The sequence below is a fragment of the Halomonas ventosae genome, from assembly GCF_004361885.1.
Classification (GTDB): Bacteria; Pseudomonadota; Gammaproteobacteria; order Pseudomonadales; family Halomonadaceae; genus Halomonas; species Halomonas ventosae_C.
Map to the genome: position 1 here is coordinate 110,392 of NZ_SNWH01000001.1, position 15,897 is coordinate 126,288.

The 15,897-nt window shown below is 65.9% G+C and carries 13 protein-coding genes; 7 read left to right on the forward strand and 6 right to left on the reverse strand.

What is annotated here, in order from left to right; translation table 11 throughout:
• Positions 1-21: 21 nt before the first annotated feature.
• From accC to dsbD, 3 genes are all read right to left on the reverse strand, one after another.
• Positions 22-1,362 (reverse strand): acetyl-CoA carboxylase biotin carboxylase subunit, encoded by a 1,341-nt coding sequence (gene accC, locus DFO68_RS00510; RefSeq protein WP_133481003.1) that lies wholly within the window; start codon positions 1,360-1,362, stop codon positions 22-24.
• 47 nt (positions 1,363-1,409) lie between these two features.
• Positions 1,410-1,862 carry an acetyl-CoA carboxylase biotin carboxyl carrier protein gene (accB, locus tag DFO68_RS00515; protein WP_133481005.1) on the reverse strand — a complete coding sequence of 151 codons (453 nt, stop codon included), beginning with the start codon at positions 1,860-1,862 and terminating at the stop codon, positions 1,410-1,412.
• Positions 1,863-2,006: 144 nt separating this feature from the next.
• Positions 2,007-3,932, reverse strand: a complete 1,926-nt coding sequence (dsbD, locus tag DFO68_RS00520; RefSeq protein WP_133481007.1) for a protein-disulfide reductase DsbD — start codon at positions 3,930-3,932, stop codon at positions 2,007-2,009.
• Between the two features lie 182 nt (positions 3,933-4,114).
• Here dsbD and DFO68_RS00525 point away from each other — a divergent pair, with 182 nt between their 5' ends.
• Positions 4,115-5,368: a DUF2333 family protein gene (locus DFO68_RS00525; RefSeq protein WP_133481009.1), complete on the forward strand. Its 1,254-nt coding sequence runs from the start codon at positions 4,115-4,117 to the stop codon at positions 5,366-5,368.
• An 88-nt stretch (positions 5,369-5,456) separates the two neighbouring features.
• Here the strand turns inward: DFO68_RS00525 and ppa are convergent, their stop codons facing one another.
• Entirely contained in the window at positions 5,457-5,987 is a 531-nt protein-coding gene (gene ppa / locus DFO68_RS00530) for an inorganic diphosphatase (protein WP_133481011.1), read from the reverse strand.
• A gap of 310 nt (positions 5,988-6,297) precedes the next feature.
• Here ppa and DFO68_RS00535 point away from each other — a divergent pair, with 310 nt between their 5' ends.
• The gene (locus DFO68_RS00535; protein ID WP_432206833.1) at positions 6,298-7,950 is read left to right on the forward strand and encodes a protein kinase domain-containing protein; all 1,653 of its coding nucleotides are present in this window, start codon (positions 6,298-6,300) and stop codon (positions 7,948-7,950) included.
• A 52-nt stretch (positions 7,951-8,002) separates the two neighbouring features.
• Here the strand turns inward: DFO68_RS00535 and DFO68_RS00540 are convergent, their stop codons facing one another.
• Complete coding sequence (locus tag DFO68_RS00540; RefSeq protein WP_133481014.1) at positions 8,003-9,262, reverse strand: 6-phosphofructokinase; 1,260 nt, start codon at positions 9,260-9,262, stop codon at positions 8,003-8,005.
• A gap of 267 nt (positions 9,263-9,529) precedes the next feature.
• Between DFO68_RS00540 and mpl the strand changes: the two genes are divergently transcribed.
• From mpl to DFO68_RS00555, 3 genes are read left to right on the forward strand one after another with little or no spacing between them, the layout of a single operon-like run.
• The gene (gene mpl, locus DFO68_RS00545) at positions 9,530-10,924 is read left to right on the forward strand and encodes a UDP-N-acetylmuramate:L-alanyl-gamma-D-glutamyl-meso-diaminopimelate ligase (RefSeq protein ID WP_133481015.1); all 1,395 of its coding nucleotides are present in this window, start codon (positions 9,530-9,532) and stop codon (positions 10,922-10,924) included.
• Positions 10,914-11,531, forward strand: coding sequence for a flavin prenyltransferase UbiX (locus DFO68_RS00550; protein ID WP_133481017.1), 618 nt, complete (start codon positions 10,914-10,916; stop codon positions 11,529-11,531). The genes mpl and DFO68_RS00550 overlap by 11 nt, the downstream gene beginning before the upstream one ends.
• Positions 11,528-12,151: a LysE family translocator gene (locus DFO68_RS00555; protein WP_208107319.1), complete on the forward strand. Its 624-nt coding sequence runs from the start codon at positions 11,528-11,530 to the stop codon at positions 12,149-12,151. Before DFO68_RS00550 ends, DFO68_RS00555 begins: the two co-directional genes overlap by 4 nt.
• On the opposite strand, the gene DFO68_RS00560 is transcribed toward DFO68_RS00555, so the two are convergent.
• Positions 12,148-13,551 carry a bifunctional DedA family/phosphatase PAP2 family protein gene (locus DFO68_RS00560; protein WP_133481019.1) on the reverse strand — a complete coding sequence of 468 codons (1,404 nt, stop codon included), beginning with the start codon at positions 13,549-13,551 and terminating at the stop codon, positions 12,148-12,150. The genes DFO68_RS00555 and DFO68_RS00560 overlap by 4 nt on opposite strands.
• 371 nt (positions 13,552-13,922) lie before the next feature.
• Here DFO68_RS00560 and DFO68_RS00565 point away from each other — a divergent pair, with 371 nt between their 5' ends.
• The gene (locus tag DFO68_RS00565; RefSeq protein WP_243726384.1) at positions 13,923-15,161 is read left to right on the forward strand and encodes a glutamate-5-semialdehyde dehydrogenase; all 1,239 of its coding nucleotides are present in this window, start codon (positions 13,923-13,925) and stop codon (positions 15,159-15,161) included.
• Positions 15,158-15,850, forward strand: coding sequence for a nicotinate-nucleotide adenylyltransferase (gene nadD, locus DFO68_RS00570; protein WP_133481023.1), 693 nt, complete (start codon positions 15,158-15,160; stop codon positions 15,848-15,850). Before DFO68_RS00565 ends, nadD begins: the two co-directional genes overlap by 4 nt.
• Positions 15,851-15,897: the final 47 nt, after the last annotated feature.

The window sequence follows — 15,897 nt, forward strand, 5'->3', positions numbered from 1 at the left end:
GAGATGCCGCGTGCGTTGAGGCTAAAGCCCCAGCTTCTTCTCTAGGTAGTGGATGTTCACGCCACCCTGCTGGAAGTAGCCATCGCGCACCAGATCCTTGTGCAGGTCGGTGTTGGTCTTAATGCCTTCTACCAGCAGCTCGTCCAGGGCGTTGCGCATGCGGATCAGCGCCGTCTGGCGGTCTACCCCCCAGGTGATCAGCTTGCCGATCAGCGAGTCGTAGTGGGGCGGCACGGTGTAGCCCGTGTAGATGTGAGAGTCCATGCGCACGCCAAGACCGCCGGGCGGGTGGTAGAGAGTCACTTTGCCGGGCGAGGGCATGAAGGTACGGGCATCTTCGGCGTTGATACGGCACTCGAAGGCATGACCGGCAAGCGTGACATCCTGCTGGCGTACCGACAGCGGCAGGCCCGAGGCGATCAGCAGTTGCTCACGGACGATGTCCACGCCGGTCACCATCTCGGTGACCGGGTGCTCTACCTGGACGCGGGTGTTCATCTCGATAAAGAAGAACTGGCCATCTTCGTAGAGGAACTCGAAGGTGCCGGCGCCGCGGTAGCCGATGGTGATGCATGCCTCGCGGCACGCCTCGAGAACCTCGGCGCGGGCAGTCTCGTCGATCCCCGGGGCGGGTGCCTCCTCGATCACCTTCTGGTGGCGGCGCTGCAGCGAGCAGTCACGATCATAGAGATGGATGGCATTGCCCTGGCCGTCGGCCAGCACCTGTACCTCCACGTGGCGCGGGTTCTCGAGGAACTTCTCCATGTAGACGGTGCCGTCGCCGAAGGCGGAGTGGGCCTCGGTGCGGGTCACATTGACCGCCGAGAGTAGATGCGCTTCGGTATGTACCACGCGCATGCCGCGCCCGCCACCGCCGGCGGCAGCCTTGATGATCACCGGATAGCCGATGCGCCGCGCCACGGCGAGAATCTCTGCCTCATCGTCGCCGAGCGGGCCGTCGGAACCGGGGACAGTCGGTACGCCGGCCTTCTTCATCGACTCGATGGCGCTGACCTTGTCGCCCATCAGGCGGATGGTCTCGGCGCGCGGACCAATGAAGGTGAATCCAGAACGCTCGACCTGCTCGGCGAAGTTGGCATTCTCGGAGAGGAAGCCATAGCCGGGGTGGATGGCACTGGCGTCGGTGACTTCTGCAGCGCTGATCAGCGACGGTATGTTTAAGTAGGAACTTGCCGATGATGCCGGGCCGATGCACACCGCCTCGTCGGCGAGACGCACATGCATCAGCTCGCGATCAGCCGTTGAATGCACCGCCACTGTCTTGATGCCCAGCTCCTTGCAGGCGCGCAGGATACGTAGGGCGATCTCGCCGCGATTGGCGATGAGGACCTTGTCCAACATGAGAAATCCGCCAGTTGGGTGAATGATCAGATCAGGACAGGGGAGCGTCAGGCGATCACGAGCATCGGCTGGTCGAACTCGACCGGTTCGCCATCCTCCACCAGGAAGGCCTCGATCACGCCATCACGATCGGCCTCGATCTGGTTCATCATCTTCATCGCTTCGACGATGCATACGGTCTCGCCCTTCTTGACGCTCGAGCCGACCTCGACGAAGGCCTTGGAACCGGGTGCCGGGGAGCGGTAGAAGGTACCTACCATCGGCGAGTTGATGGTATGCCCCTTGTAGACTGGCGCGGTATCGGCGGCGGGTTCAGCCGTCGAAGAGGGGGCTTGGGTGGTCGACGCTGCCGAGGCCGCCTGGGGCATGGGCGTCTGCCAGTTCGTGCCGTTGGGATGGCGGCTGATACGAACCGATTCCTCCCCTTCCTGGATCTCGATCTCGCTGATGTTGGACTCTTCAAGCAGTTCGATCAGCTTCTTGACCTTGCGGATATCCATGACGTTGTCTCGACCGATGGGGTTGGGCGTATTCCGGGTGATGTCAATCCCGGCCAACTTGCAATAGATCCCGACACGATGACGTGTCTTGAGGCATCTATTGACCATGAAAGAGCGATGAAGGCGGAGTCTGACGAAAAGCGGCTAGGATGTCCAGCCGTCAGGAACAGTGTTCGAGACGGCTTGCCGCGTGTCGCGCTCAGCCTTTCGGCGATCCAGCCACTCCAGCACACCTTCCAGGTGGCGGGCCAGTTGGGCGGCATTCACCTCGCCTTGCACCCGAGCATCGCGCAACTCTTCGCCGCCTTCGAAGAACAGCAGGCTGGGCGGGCCAAACAGCTGATAGTGATCCAGTACCTCGCGGCTAGGGGCGTCGCTGTCGGTGACATCGACATTGATGCGCCTGAAGTGGGTCAGCTGGCCCGCCACCTCGGGTGCGGGGTAGACGTTGCGCTCCATCACTTTGCAGGAGATGCACCAGTCGGCGGTGAAGTTGACGAAGGCCGGTGCTTCACCTGCGGCCAGTGAGGCCTGAAGCTCTTCAAGCGTCTCCACGATGGTGATCTCGTCTTTGTCGGTGGCCGCTTGCGTGGTGGCGATGCCGGCCGCCGGGGGGGTGGGGGCCAAGGGCCGTAGCGGATCATTGCCGCCACGTGATGCGCCGATCACCAGGGCGATGCCCCACACCAGCAGCATGACGCCTGCCCCTTGACGGACTCGTGGCCAGCCCTGGGTCTGGTTGACGGTCAGCGCACCCAGTGCCAAGGCACTGCCGATGGAAAGACCGGCCCACAGCAGCAGCGCGATGCTGCCCGGCAGTAGACGCTCCACCAGCCAGATGGCGACCCCCAGCAGCAGGATGCCGAAGGCGGCCTTGACACCCTTCATCCAGGCCCCGGAACGGGGCAGCAGGGTGGTGCCGAAGGTGCCCACCAGCAGCAGAGGAACCCCCATGCCCAGGGCCAGTGCCAATAGTGCGGCTCCCCCCATCAGCGCATTGCCGCTGGTCGAGATGAACACCAGGGCGCCGGCCAGCGGCGCCGAGACGCAGGGAGAGACCACCAGCACCGATAGTGCCCCGGCCAGGGCCAGGCCGGCGGGTCCGCTGCGCTGGGCACGGGTCTGCCAGGCATCGATGCGGCCGGCCAGCCGGGGCGATAGGCGCAAGTCGAAGCTGCCGAACATGGCCAGCGCAAAGAGGGTGAAGAGCACGGCGAAGGTGATCAGCACGGGAGCCGACTGCAGCCTCGCCTGGAGGTTGAGTCCGGCGCCGAAGAGTCCCATCAGCACACCCACGGCGGCATAGGTCAGGGCCATCCCGGCCACGTAGCTGACCGAAAGGAAGAAGGCGCGGGACCGGCTTGGATGCTGGCCGACGATGATCGCGGAGAGAATCGGTACCATGGGCAGCACGCAGGGCGTGAAGGTCAGCCCCAGGCCGGCGAGGAAAAAGAGCCCAAGCACCAGCGGCAGGCTGGCCTCGGCCATCAGGGACCGGAAGCGACCATCCTCGCTTCGCGGGGCGGCGTCGCTGGCCGCATTGCCGGCAATGGCCCTATCGCGCCCGGTGGCCTCTCCAGGCGACGTCCAACCGGCGAAAGCCGCCGGTGCCGCGCCCTCGGCGGCGGTCAGCTCGACGCGTTCCGGTGGATAGCACAGGCCGGCATCGGCGCAGCCCTGGAAGGTCAGGGTGATGTCCAGCGGACCCTGGTGGCCCGGTTCGAGGGGTACCTCGAAGACCACGCTATCATAGAAGACGTTAACATCGCCTAGGAACTCGTCGCTCTTCGCCAGCCCCGGAGGGAGCTCGGGCTTGCCTAGCTCGAGACCTCCCACGTCGGTCTCGACGGCGAACTGGTGGCGATAAAGATAGTAGCCCTCGGCATTCTCGACGCTGACGAAGAGGGTCTCGCCATCGTGCCAGGCGCTGGGCTGGAAGGCTTCACGCACTGGCAGAAACGTCGAGTCATCGTTTTGGGAGAGCCACTGCGCCTGGGCGCAAAGCGGGAGCAGCAGCGTGAACAGCAGGGCGAGACGCAGGATGATCGACACGGCTTTTCCTCGTTGCATGAACTCGTGGGTGAGGTGAGCAAGATTCGATCCCTTTCTCGAGGGCATGTTCCCCATCGGCTTTGCGGCCGAGGTGCTGCTAGGATATCGCAGAAGCAGGACGTTGTTGATGGCCTCCTGCCCGGAAGGTTGCGCTGGATTGTCGCGCCGCCGGACGCTTTCATCACCAAGGAACCGTGATCATGGCATTGACTCGAAAGGGTGCCGCGAGGCGCCGCAGTCGCAATAACGCACTCGAGCGTCCGGAGTATGGCTGGATCTGGAAGCCGCTGCTGGCCCTGCTGGTGATCTATCTGGTGGTGTGTCTGGGGCTGGGCATCTGGTGGAGCCGTACCCCGGCAAGCTTCGACGTGGAGCAGGCCGTCGTTGAACAGCGTGGCGCATCCTCGGGCAGCACAGCGGCCCGCGGCGCCGTGACCACCGCTGCCTTGATGACCCTGGTCGAGACCCTGCTGGAGAAGCCGGGCGGGTATCTGCGTAACGATCTCGCCCCGCCCGGGCTGTGGCTCGACAACATGCCGGCCTGGGAGCTGGGCGTGCTTAGCCAGGCTCGCCGACTCGCGCGGTCGCTACCCGCCATGGAACAGACATCGGCGCCACAACTTCAGACCGTGAAAGCGCGCCTGATGACCGACAGCCGCGACTGGCTTTATCCCGGCACCGAGAAGCACCTGGCACAGGCTCTTGACGGCCTGAAGGACTATCTTGATTCGCTGGGAGAGGGCGGTGACGCCGCATTCGGTAATCAGGGGCAGGGCCTGACCGCCTGGCTGGAGGCGATCACCGGCTCGTTGGACGAACTGGGCCGACGACTCACCGCGAGTATTGGCAGTCGTGATGAATTGCGTGACCTGAACATCGACACCGAGGCGCTGCCGGCGCGAACGCCCTGGTATCGGGTCGATGATGTGTTCTTCGAGTCGCGCGGTCAGGCATGGGCCTTGATGCATCTGCTCGAGGCGGTGCGCCGGGATCAGGCTGACGTGCTGGCCTCGGCCGGAGTCAGCAAGCGCTGGGAACAGCTGGTCGCCGAACTCCAGAGCAGCCAGCGCCGGCTGTGGAGCCCGCTGGTACTCAATGGCTCCGGGTTCGGCATCTTCGCCAATCATTCGCTGGTACTGGCTAACTACCTGGTGCGTGCCCGGGATCTGGCTCGCCAGATCACCACGTCCCTCGGCGAGGTAACGGCTGTCTCCGCGCCGACGACCAGCGAATCGCCCGGGAGTAAGGCGCAGCCCAGCGAGAATGCCAGTGAACAACCGCCCATCGATACCGGCGACGGTTCTGCCTCCGCTAAGGGAGAGAACGCTGGACAAGGGGCCGCTGGCGGCGAGGCGTCTGCTGGGAAGGGTGACACGCCCGTCGAGACGGCGGGGCAGGGCAGCGGCGACAGCGCATCCGAGCCGAACGCCACGTCTCCGTCGTCGCCGAACTGATGGCAGCGGGTATCCACAGACGCCAACCGGCCGCCCAGAGGCGGCCGGTTGGCGTCTGTGGCGGCTGGTGGTGACCGCCGATTCAGGATCAGGCTTTCTCGTAGGCGGCCACGGCCTTCTCGATAGCCTTGCAGGCTGCCTCGTTACCCTCCCAGGACTCCACCTTAACCCACTTGCCCTTCTCAAGATCCTTGTAGTTCTCGAAGAAGTGGGCAATCTGCTGGCGCAGCAGCTCGGGCAGGTCGGTGACTTCCTGCACCTCGTCATACTGGCTCGAGAGCTTGGGATGCGGAACGCATATCAGCTTGGCGTCCTCGCCGGCCTCATCAGTCATGTTGAGGATGCCCACCGGACGAGCGCGGATCACTGCCCCGGGCTGAACCGGGTAGGGTGTGACCACCAGGGCATCCAGGGCATCGCCGTCGTCGGCCAGGGTGTGCGGGATGAAGCCGTAGTTGGCCGGATAGAACATCGGGGTGGCCATGAAGCGGTCGACCAGCAGGGCACCCATGTCCTTGTCGATCTCATACTTGATCGGTGTGTGATTGGCCGGGATCTCGATCACCACGTAGACATCGTTGGGGAGATCCTTGCCGGCGGGGATGTTGTCGAGGTTCATCGTCGCTTCCTTGGGTTGGCAAATTGAGGCTTGGCACATTCAGGCTTGGCGAATCAGGCAGGCGCAAAATCCGCCGAATTATACGAAGCCGACGCGGGGATTACCAATCGACCTGAGGTGACAAGCGGGTCTTTGGTCGAGGAGCCAGTCGGCAGGGCAGGGTGTATCATGGTGCTCCGATTGAAGGCGCCTGCCGATGTCCGGCGGCTCGCCACGATGGCTAGGGAGATTGCCTTTGACACCCGTGGACCTGTCACTGAGCTTCGGTCAGGCCTTCGTGGCGCCTGATCGGCGGCGGCATCGCAGCTCGATGGCGGTGCGCTTCCCCGAGCCCCCCCTGCTCGCCGCGAAGGGTGCCTGCGCGCTGATCAGCGACGCCACCTCACGTAACCACCTGGCCAAGCAGGCGGGAGATCTCAGCGTGAAGGGCTTTCTGGCCGACTACTTTTCGACTCCCGATCACTGGGACGTCAAGACCTCGGCGACCCGCGTGCTCAGAGCGCTGAATGCCTGGTGCTTCAGCCACAATCGCCAGATATCGGACGGCAGCTATGTCTGCTCATTCTCCGCCATGATCTACCGTGGTCGCGAGGCGCACCTCTTTCACGTGGGCGATACCCTGGTGTTCCGTCTGCGCGGCGCCGAATTCGAGCAGCTCTCCCGGGACCATGTCACCGACCTGGGCGGCTATCGCTACCCCTCCCGGGCGATGGGCATGGACAGTGGGCTGGAGATCGATTACGCCAGCATGGCGCTCAAGCAGGGCGACATCTTTCTGTTTACCACCCAGCCTGTGCAAGGCACCCTGATGCCCTCGGACTATGTGCGACTGATCCGCGAGGATGCCAGCGACCTGGATGCTGCCTGCGAACGCCTGAGCGCGGCGGCGCGCGAGCGCGCTCAGGCGCGGGGCTACGGCAGCGATCAGTTCTGTTTCCAGCTGGTCCGCATCGACGCCCTGCCCGATGAGGCCTCTGAGGACAAGCTCGGCCGCGTCTACGGTGACCTGCCGATTCCTCCCGAGCTCTCGCCCTGCGATCGCCTCGATGGCTTCGAGGTGTTGTCGGTGCTCTCGCGCACGGCCCAATCGCGGGTCTACCATGTTCGCGACCTGCACAGCAGCCGCGAGATGGTGATGAAGGCGCCGAGTCCCGAGCTCTCCAGCCGTAACGCCTACCTAGAGCACTTCCTGTTGCAGCAATGGGTGGTGGAGCGCGTCAAATCGCCCTTCGTGGTGCGCATCATGCAGTCCTCGCGGCCGCGGCGCTATCTTTACTATCTGATGGCCCACGTCAAGGGCGAGACCCTAATCGAGTGGGCCCGGCGCCATCCCCAGGCGAGCCTCGAGCAGCGCCTCGACATCGCCAATCAGCTGGTCAAGGCGGTGCAGGCCCTGCACCACCGCGACCTGCTGCATCAGCGCATTCACCCCGACAACGTGCTGATCGATGTGCATGGCCAGGTGGTGCTGGCCGATTTCAGTGCCTGCCACCTGCGCAACGGAGAAGGCCATCGCCGCTCCAGGGAGCTGGTCCGACAGCTCGGGGTCACCGAGCACAGCGCGCCGGAGTATGCGCTGGAGGATGATGTCGGTCGACGCAGCGACCAGTACTCCCTGGCTTCGACCATCTACTGGTTGCTTACCGGCGAGCTGCCCTATGCGCTGGCACCAAACCGGCTGCGTAGCCATACCGATCTGGAACAGCTCACCTACCGCAGTGCTCGCACTTTCAATCCACAGGTATCCGTGGCCCTGGACGCGGCACTGCGCCGCGCCCTCGACCCCCAGCGTGCGCTGCGCTATCGGCGCATGTCGGAGTTCCGTTGCGCGTTGCGCCCGCTGCGGGACCCAGGCCGTGACGTGGTGGAGGAGAAGCCCAGGCGACAGGAGTCGACCCGCTTCTGGCAAGGCGTGGCGGGCATCCTGCTGCTGTTGCTGGTGTTCTCCTGGTTGTTGCGGTAAGCCAGGTTTCATTCGGAGTTACCGTGACGGCCCCCTCACAGCAGGAAGCGTGTTAGATCGTGAACTCGGTCAGCTTGCGCGTGACCCGCGCCCGCTTGAGGTGCGCCACCTTCGGCAGGCCGTTCTCGAAGGGCGGGAAGTCCTCGCCCTGGATCAGCGGCGACAGGTACTGGCGGCAGGCCGCGGTGATGCCGAAGCCGTCCTCGCGGATGAACTCCCGCGGCATGAATTTCTCGCGGTTGGCGACTTCGGCTAGCGCAGCCGCCTCGATGCGCCACTCGTAGGGGCTGTCACTGACGCGCTTGATCGCCGGCATCATCGCGTTTCTGCCGGCGATGGCCAGCTCCACGGCTTTCTCGCCCACCGCGTAGGCCTGCTCGACGTCGGTCCTCGAGGCGAGGTGACGGGCGGCTCGCTGCAGGTAGTCGGCCACCGCCCAGTGGTACTTGTAGCCCAGATCCTGCTTGACCATGCCGGCCAGGGTCGGCGCCACGCCACCCAGCTGGCGGTGACCGAAGGCGTCTGTGTTGCCGGCGTCGGCGAGGAAAGTGCCGTCCTCGTAGCGTGCGCCTTCCGAGATCACGATCACGCAGTAGCCGTACGTCTTGACCGACTCTTCCACCCGGGCCATCACCCTGGCGCGGTCGAAATGCACCTCGGGGAAGATCACCAGGTGCGGCGGCTCATCTTCGCCCTGGCCAGCCAGCGCCCCGGCGGCGGCGATCCAGCCGGCGTGGCGCCCCATGACTTCGAGCACGAAGACCTTGGTGGAAGTGGCGCACATCGAGGCGATGTCCAGCGAGGTCTCCAGGGTTGAGGTGGCGATGTACTTGGCCACGCTGCCAAAGCCCGGCGAGTTGTCGGTGATGGGCAGGTCGTTGTCGACGGTCTTGGGCACGTGGATGGCCGTCAGCGGATAGCCGAGCTTCTCAGAGAGCTGCGAGACCTTGAGGCAGGTATCGGCGCTGTCGCCGCCGCCATTGTAGAAGAAGTAGCGGATGTCGTGCGCCTTGAAGACCTCGATCAGCCGTTCATAGTGGGCGCGGTGGGATTCGATGTCCTTGAGCTTGTAACGGCAGGAGCCGAAGGCGCCGCCGGGCGTGTGGCGCAGGGCAGCAATGGTCTCTTCCGACTCCTGGCTGACGTCGATCAGATCCTCGGTGAGGGCGCCGATGATGCCGTTGTGGCCGGCATAGACCTTGCCGATCCGGTCCGGATGGCGGCGGCAGGCTTGGATCACGCCGCAGGCGCTGGCGTTGATCACGGCGGTGACGCCGCCAGACTGGGCATAGAAGGCGTTATGCTGGGCCATGGGGCTTACCTGCTCCTGGTCGCTGCGATGAGAGTGGGGAGGAAAGTGGGGGATTCTAGCCGAAACCCTATCGCCCTGCACCCGAGCGCTGCGATCCAGTGCCGTGGGCCGAGTCGCTCGAGGCGAGTTTGTCGAGCGCTCCTGCGCACCTGGCCAGCTTCTTTGGCTTATGCTTGCCAGGGGCAAGCTGGAGGGGCGCCTGGCACCATGCTAGTCTCGCCCAACCCTGTCGCGATAAGCGGCGAAAGTTGGCGGTCAGGAGCGTCCATGCACCTTCATATCCTCGGCATTTGCGGTACCTTCATGGGCAGTCTGGCGCTGCTTGCCCGCGAGCTGGGTTTCACCGTGAGTGGCTCCGATGTCAACGTCTACCCGCCCATGAGCATTCAGCTCGAGGCGGCGGGAATCGTGCTGTGCGAGGGCTACTCGGCGGACAACCTCTCGCCGCGGCCGGACCAGGTGGTGATCGGCAATGCCCTGTCCCGGGGCAATCCCGAGGTCGAGGCGGTGCTGGATCAGGGGCTGCCCTACCGCTCCGGCCCCCAGTGGCTGGCCGAAGAAGTGTTGCCGGGGCGTCGGGTGATCGCCGTGGCCGGCACCCACGGCAAGACCACCACCGCGAGCCTGCTGGCCTGGCTGCTGGAAGCCGGCGGCCAGGCGCCCGGCTTCCTGATCGGCGGGGTGCCACGAAACTTCGGCCTCTCGGCTCGGCTCGGCGCCCACGAGGCCCCCTTCGTGGTGGAGGCCGATGAGTACGACACGGCCTTCTTCGACAAGCGCTCCAAGTTCGTCCACTACCACCCCGAGATTGCCATCCTGGGCAACCTGGAGTTCGACCACGCCGACATCTTCGACGATCTCGCCGCCATCGAGCGACAGTTCCACCACCTGGTGCGCACCGTACCTGGACGGGGCCGGCTACTGGTCGCCGATGGCGAGCCGGCCCTGGAGCGAGTGCTCGAGATGGGGCGCTGGACCCCGTTGGAGCGCTTTGGCACTGCGGCGGCGAGCCCCTGGCGGCTGGAGCTCGAGCGCGAGGACGGTTCGCGCTTCCGGGTCATCCACGAGAGCCATGACGGCGAGGTGGAGGTGAACGAGGACGCGGTGGTCGACTGGACGCTGACCGGCGCCCACAACGCCCGCAACGCCCTGGCGGCTCTCGCAGCGGCGAGCGTCTGCGGGGTCGATCTGCCGCGCGCCGCCGCGGCGCTGTCGCGTTTCGCGACGCCACGACGGCGTCAGGAGCTGCGTGGCGAGGTGGCGGGGGTCGAGGTCATCGACGACTTCGCCCATCACCCCACGGCGATCGCCGCCACCTTGGAGGGGCTGCGCGCCGCCACCCCGCGCGGGCGTTTGCTGGCGGTGATCGAGCCGCGCTCCAACACCATGCGCATGGGCACCCTGCGTGACCGCCTGGCCGCCAGCGTTGCGGCCGCCGACCTGGCCTTCTGGTTCCAGCCGCCGGGACTCGACTGGTCGTTGTCGCCGGTGATCGAGGCAGCCCCGGTCCCATCCCGGTTGCTCGAGGATCTCGACGCCCTGGTGGCGGCCCTGGTTGCCGAGGCGAGGCCGCTGGATCGCATCGTGGTGATGTCCAACGGGGGTTTCGGCGGCATCCACGAGAAGTTGCTGGCGGCGCTGGAGATGGCGCATGCCGACTGAACTGCGTGACCCGGTCACGGTGGCCCTGACCGGCGCCTCTGGCGCCCAGTACGGGCTACGCTTGATCCAGGCGCTGGTGGCGGCCGATCACCAGGTGTGGGTGATGATCTCCAAGGCCGCCCACCTGGTGATCGCCACCGAGACCGACCGCGAACTGCCGGCACGACCTGCACGGCTGGCCGATGTCCTTACCCAGCGCAGTGGGGCGGCGCCCGGCCAGATTCGCTGCTTTGGTCGCGAGGAGTGGATGGCGCCGGTCGCCTCGGGGTCCGGGGCGCCCTCGGCCATGGTGATCTGCCCCTGCAGCACCGGCACCCTCTCGGCGGTGGCCACCGGCGCCAGCAACAATCTGATCGAGCGCGCCGCCGACGTGGCGCTCAAGGAGCGACGGCAGCTGATCCTGGTGCCCCGCGAGACGCCGTTGTCGGCAATCCATCTGCAGCACATGCTCGCCCTGACCCGCATGGGAGCGGTGATCCTGCCCGCCGCACCGGGGTTCTATCATCGGCCGTCGTCGGTCGACGACCTGATCGACTTCATCGTGGCGCGAATCCTCAACCAATTAGGCATCGAGCATCGCCTGATGCCGCGCTGGGGCGAAGAATGATCAGCCTCTCGCTGCTATCGGTGTTCGTGCCGACCTTCCTGCTGGTCTCGCTCACTCCCGGCATGTGCATGACCCTGGCCATGGTGCTGGGCATGACTCAGGGGGTGAGACGCACCCTATGGATGATGGCCGGCGAGCTGCTGGGCGTGGGCCTGGTGGCCTTCGCCGCTGGGGCCGGTGTGGCGGCGCTGATGTTGCGCCTGCCCGAGCTCTTTGCACTGTTCAAGTGGCTGGGGGGTGCCTATCTCGTCTACCTGGGCGTGATGATGTGGCGCTCCCGGGGACGCATGGCCATCCCCCTGACGCAGGACGTCGGGCCGCCTGCTGCGCGGGGCCAGCTGGCCCTGCAGGGATTAATCACCGCGGTGGCCAATCCCAAGGGCTGGGCCTTCTTTATGGTGCTACTGCCGCCTTTTCTGGATGCCTCGCGCCCGCTGGTCAGCCAACTGCTGGCATTGATCGCGGTGATCCTGTCCATCGAATTCCTCTGCCTGCTGCTCTATGCCAGCGGGGGACGCACGCTGCGCCGGCTGTTGGGGCACAGCGACAACGTGCGCCTGCTTAATCGCTTGGCTGGCACCCTGATGATCGGCGTGGGGTTTTGGCTGGCGCTAGGTTAGACCGGCGCAAACCAGATAATACGGGCCGCGACCAGCACCAGCGAGGCAACACCCAGCACATGCCAGGGGCAAGGGCGTAACGAGGGCCGGGGATGGCGTTGCCAGGCCAGTTGCACCAGGGCGCAGACCACCAGGCCGAGCAAGGTGCCGCCGACCAGGTCACTGAGCCAATGTACCCCGATCACCAGGCGTGACAGCGCCATGGGCAGGATAACCGCGATCGCCGCCCAGTAGGCCAGGGAGCGCCGCCCCGGGGGCAGCTCGCGGCTGACAAAGGTGGCGGCCATGCCGAACAGCACCACGGCCGTCGAGGTGTGGGCGCTGGGATAGGAGAAGGAGTCGGCAAGATAGGCCGGCGTATCCGGCCGTACCCGGCCGATGGCGGACTTGAACAGGGTGTTGAGCAGGGCGATGCCGAGCAGACCGGCGCCGAGATGCCTGACCACCGCCAGCTGGCGTCGCCACAGCAGCCATATCGCCCAGGGCAACACCAGCGCCAGCACGCCCAGCAGATCGCCGGCCCGTGCCAGCGCCTGACCGACTGCGACCAGGCCGGGCCTGGTTACTGTCTGTAACAGGCCCGCCAGTTGGGTGTCCATGGCCAGCGGACCGTCGTGGTGGATCACCACCAGGGTCCAGGCAGAGAAGGCGCCCAGTGAGACGATCAACAGCAACCAGGAGGCTAGCGGCGGCTCATCCACATGGGCGGGCGCCAGTAGCCGCCAGAGGCGACGCCCCATGGGGCTGCGCCGCGAGAGCCAGGCAAGCCGCCGATAGACCCCGCCTTCGCGGGTCATCTGGTGTCGCACCCAGGAAAAGACCACTGCCAGCACCACCACCAGCCCGCCGAGCCCGATCAGCCAGGGTTCCAGTTCTTCGGGCACGGCGAGTAGCTTTTGCCAGGTGCGTCCTAGCAGATAACCCGGCAGTACATAGGCCGGCGCCCAGAGTATCGCTGATACTAGGTTGGCCCAGGCGAAGGTCCGCGGCGACATCCGCATCATCCCGGCAATCAGCGGCACCACGGGCCTCACCGGACCAACGAAGCGTCCCAGCAGCACCGACAGCGCACCATGGCGCTGGAAGAAGCGCGCACCTCGCGCCAGCCACTCTGGATGGCGCGACAGCGGCCACAGGGTAGTGACTCGTTCGCGCTGGGTGTAACCGAGCAGGAAACTCAGGCCATCCCCGAGCATCGCCCCAAGGAAGGCGGCGACGAGCAGCGGGTACAGGCTCATCGCCTGGTGGCCGGCAAGCGATGCGGCGGCGGTCATCAACACCACGCCGGGCACCAGCAGACCGACCAGTGCTAGCGATTCCACCAGGGCGATGGCGGTGACGATCAGCAGCAATAGCCCCGGCGAGGGGGCTAGCTGGAAGAGGGTATCGGCGATACTCAAGAGGGGCTCCGTCGTCGTGCAGTGAGGGGTGAAGGTTGGCGGGTCTGCGCTCAGTCATCGACTGCTTTTTTCCCGATGAGCTCGAGCCCGCACGGTGATGGCATAAGCGCCTGCGCGGCGCTTCGAGTGAGGTTAGACAGGCAGGGTGATCGTCCGGCAGTTTGATGCGCAGCCGCCCGACTTTGTACTTGGTCTGCATGGTGGCTTAGTATGAATCGCCTTGCGGTTCAACGGTACGATATAACCCCGGCGGCGCGACAGCGGCGCCGCCGGCCCAGGAGACAGCCAACAGCATGACAGCTCAAGCCTCGCGCTCGGACCACGATCCTGCCACATTCGATATCGGCGATATCAGCGATGTCGGTGCCTACATGCAGCGCCTGGGGCAAGATGCCCGCGCCGCGGCCACCCGCATGCGCCGTGTCGACACCGCGGCCAAGAATGCTGCGCTGCGGGCCATGGCCGAGCACCTCGAGCAGGCCCGCGGCGAGGTGCTGGCCGCCAACGCGAGAGACCTTGCCCGCGGGCGCGAGAACGGCCTGGCATCGGCCCTGCTCGACCGCCTGGCGCTGGACGACACGCGCCTTGATGCGATGATCGACGGGCTCGCCCAGGTTGCCGCCTTGCCCGACCCGGTCGGCGAGATCGATGGCCTGCGCTCGCGGCCCAGCGGCATTCAGGTGGGTCAGATGCGGGTACCGCTCGGGGTCATCGGTATCATCTACGAGTCACGCCCTAACGTCACCCTGGAGGCGGCAAGCCTGTGTCTGAAGGCCGGTAACGCCGCCATCCTGCGGGGCGGGTCCGAGGCGCGCGACTCCAACGCCGCCCTTGCTGCCTGCATTCGCGCCGGGCTGGCTCAGGCCGGACTGCCCGAAGCGGCCGTACAGGTGGTAGCCACCACCGACCGCGCCGCCGTGGGTCACCTGATCAGCATGCCGGAGTTCGTCGACGTGATCATCCCGCGTGGCGGCAAGTCGTTGATCGAGCGCATCACCCGGGAGGCGCGAGTGCCGGTGATCAAGCATCTTGACGGTGTCTGCCATGTCTACATCGATGCCAGCGCCGACCCCGACAAGGCCCTGGCCATCGCCGTCAATGCCAAGACCCACCGCTACGGCACCTGCAACACCATGGAGACCCTGCTGGTCGATGCGCCGGTGGCCGATAGCCTGTTGCCGAGCTTGGCGCGTGCCTATGCGGAACATGGCGTCGAGCTGCGCGGCTGCGAGCGCACTCGGGCGATCCTCGGCGACATCCCAGCGGCCAGCGAGGCGGACTGGCAGGCGGAGTACCTGGCGCCGGTGCTGGCCATCCGCGTGGTCGAGGGCATCGATGCCGCAATGGCGCATATCGAACGCTATGGCTCGCGCCATACCGACGCCATCATCACCGAGCATTACGGCCTGGCGCGTCGCTTTCTTGCCGAGGTCGACTCGAGCTCGGTAATGGTCAACGCCTCGACCCGCTTCGCCGATGGCTTCGAGTACGGGCTGGGCGCCGAGATCGGCATCTCCACCGACCGTCTGCATGCCCGGGGCCCCGTGGGGCTCGAGGGGCTGACCACCCGCAAGTACGTGGTGTTGGGCGACGGCCAGGTGCGCCAATGAGTGAGACTGGCCTGCCCGTTGGGGCCGACCGCCAGCTGCCCGCGCCGCCGCGGGTCGCCATGCTCGGCGGCACCTTCGACCCGGTGCATGTGGGGCACCTACGCAGCGCCGTGGAGCTTTGCGAGGCGCTGGCCTTGGACCGAGTGCATATGGTGCCCGCCGCCACGCCCCCACTGCGCGGTGAGCCGTGGGTTTCGCCCGGCGAGCGCCTCGCCCTGTTGCGGCTGGGGATCGGTGACACGCCGGGCCTGGTCGCCGATCCTCGCGAGCTCGAACGTGACGGCCCCTCCTACAGCGCCGACACCCTCGCCTCGTTGCGCCGTGAACTGGGCGACGAAGCGCGGCTGGTGATGGCGCTGGGCCATGATGCCTTCCTGCGGCTGGCCGACTGGCACGAGCCGGAGCGACTCTTCACGCTGGCCCATGTGGTGGTGATTGATCGACCCGATCACCAGGCGGCCTTGCCCGACGCGCTGGTCGAGCTGCTGGCCGGGCGCGAAGTCGAGGAGGGCGAGGCGCTGATGGCCCGCCCCGCTGGCAGGCTGTTGCGCCTGCGGTTGCCATCGCGCATGGCCATTTCGGCCACTGAGCTGCGTCATCGACTGGCGACAGGCCTCAGCGTGCGCTACCTGCTGCCGGAGGCCGTGGAGGCATATCTGCTCGTCCGGGGGCTCTATCGGCATGGCTGAGTGCTGCCCATGAGGCGTCAAATCGGTACAATGGCCAGAACGACTTC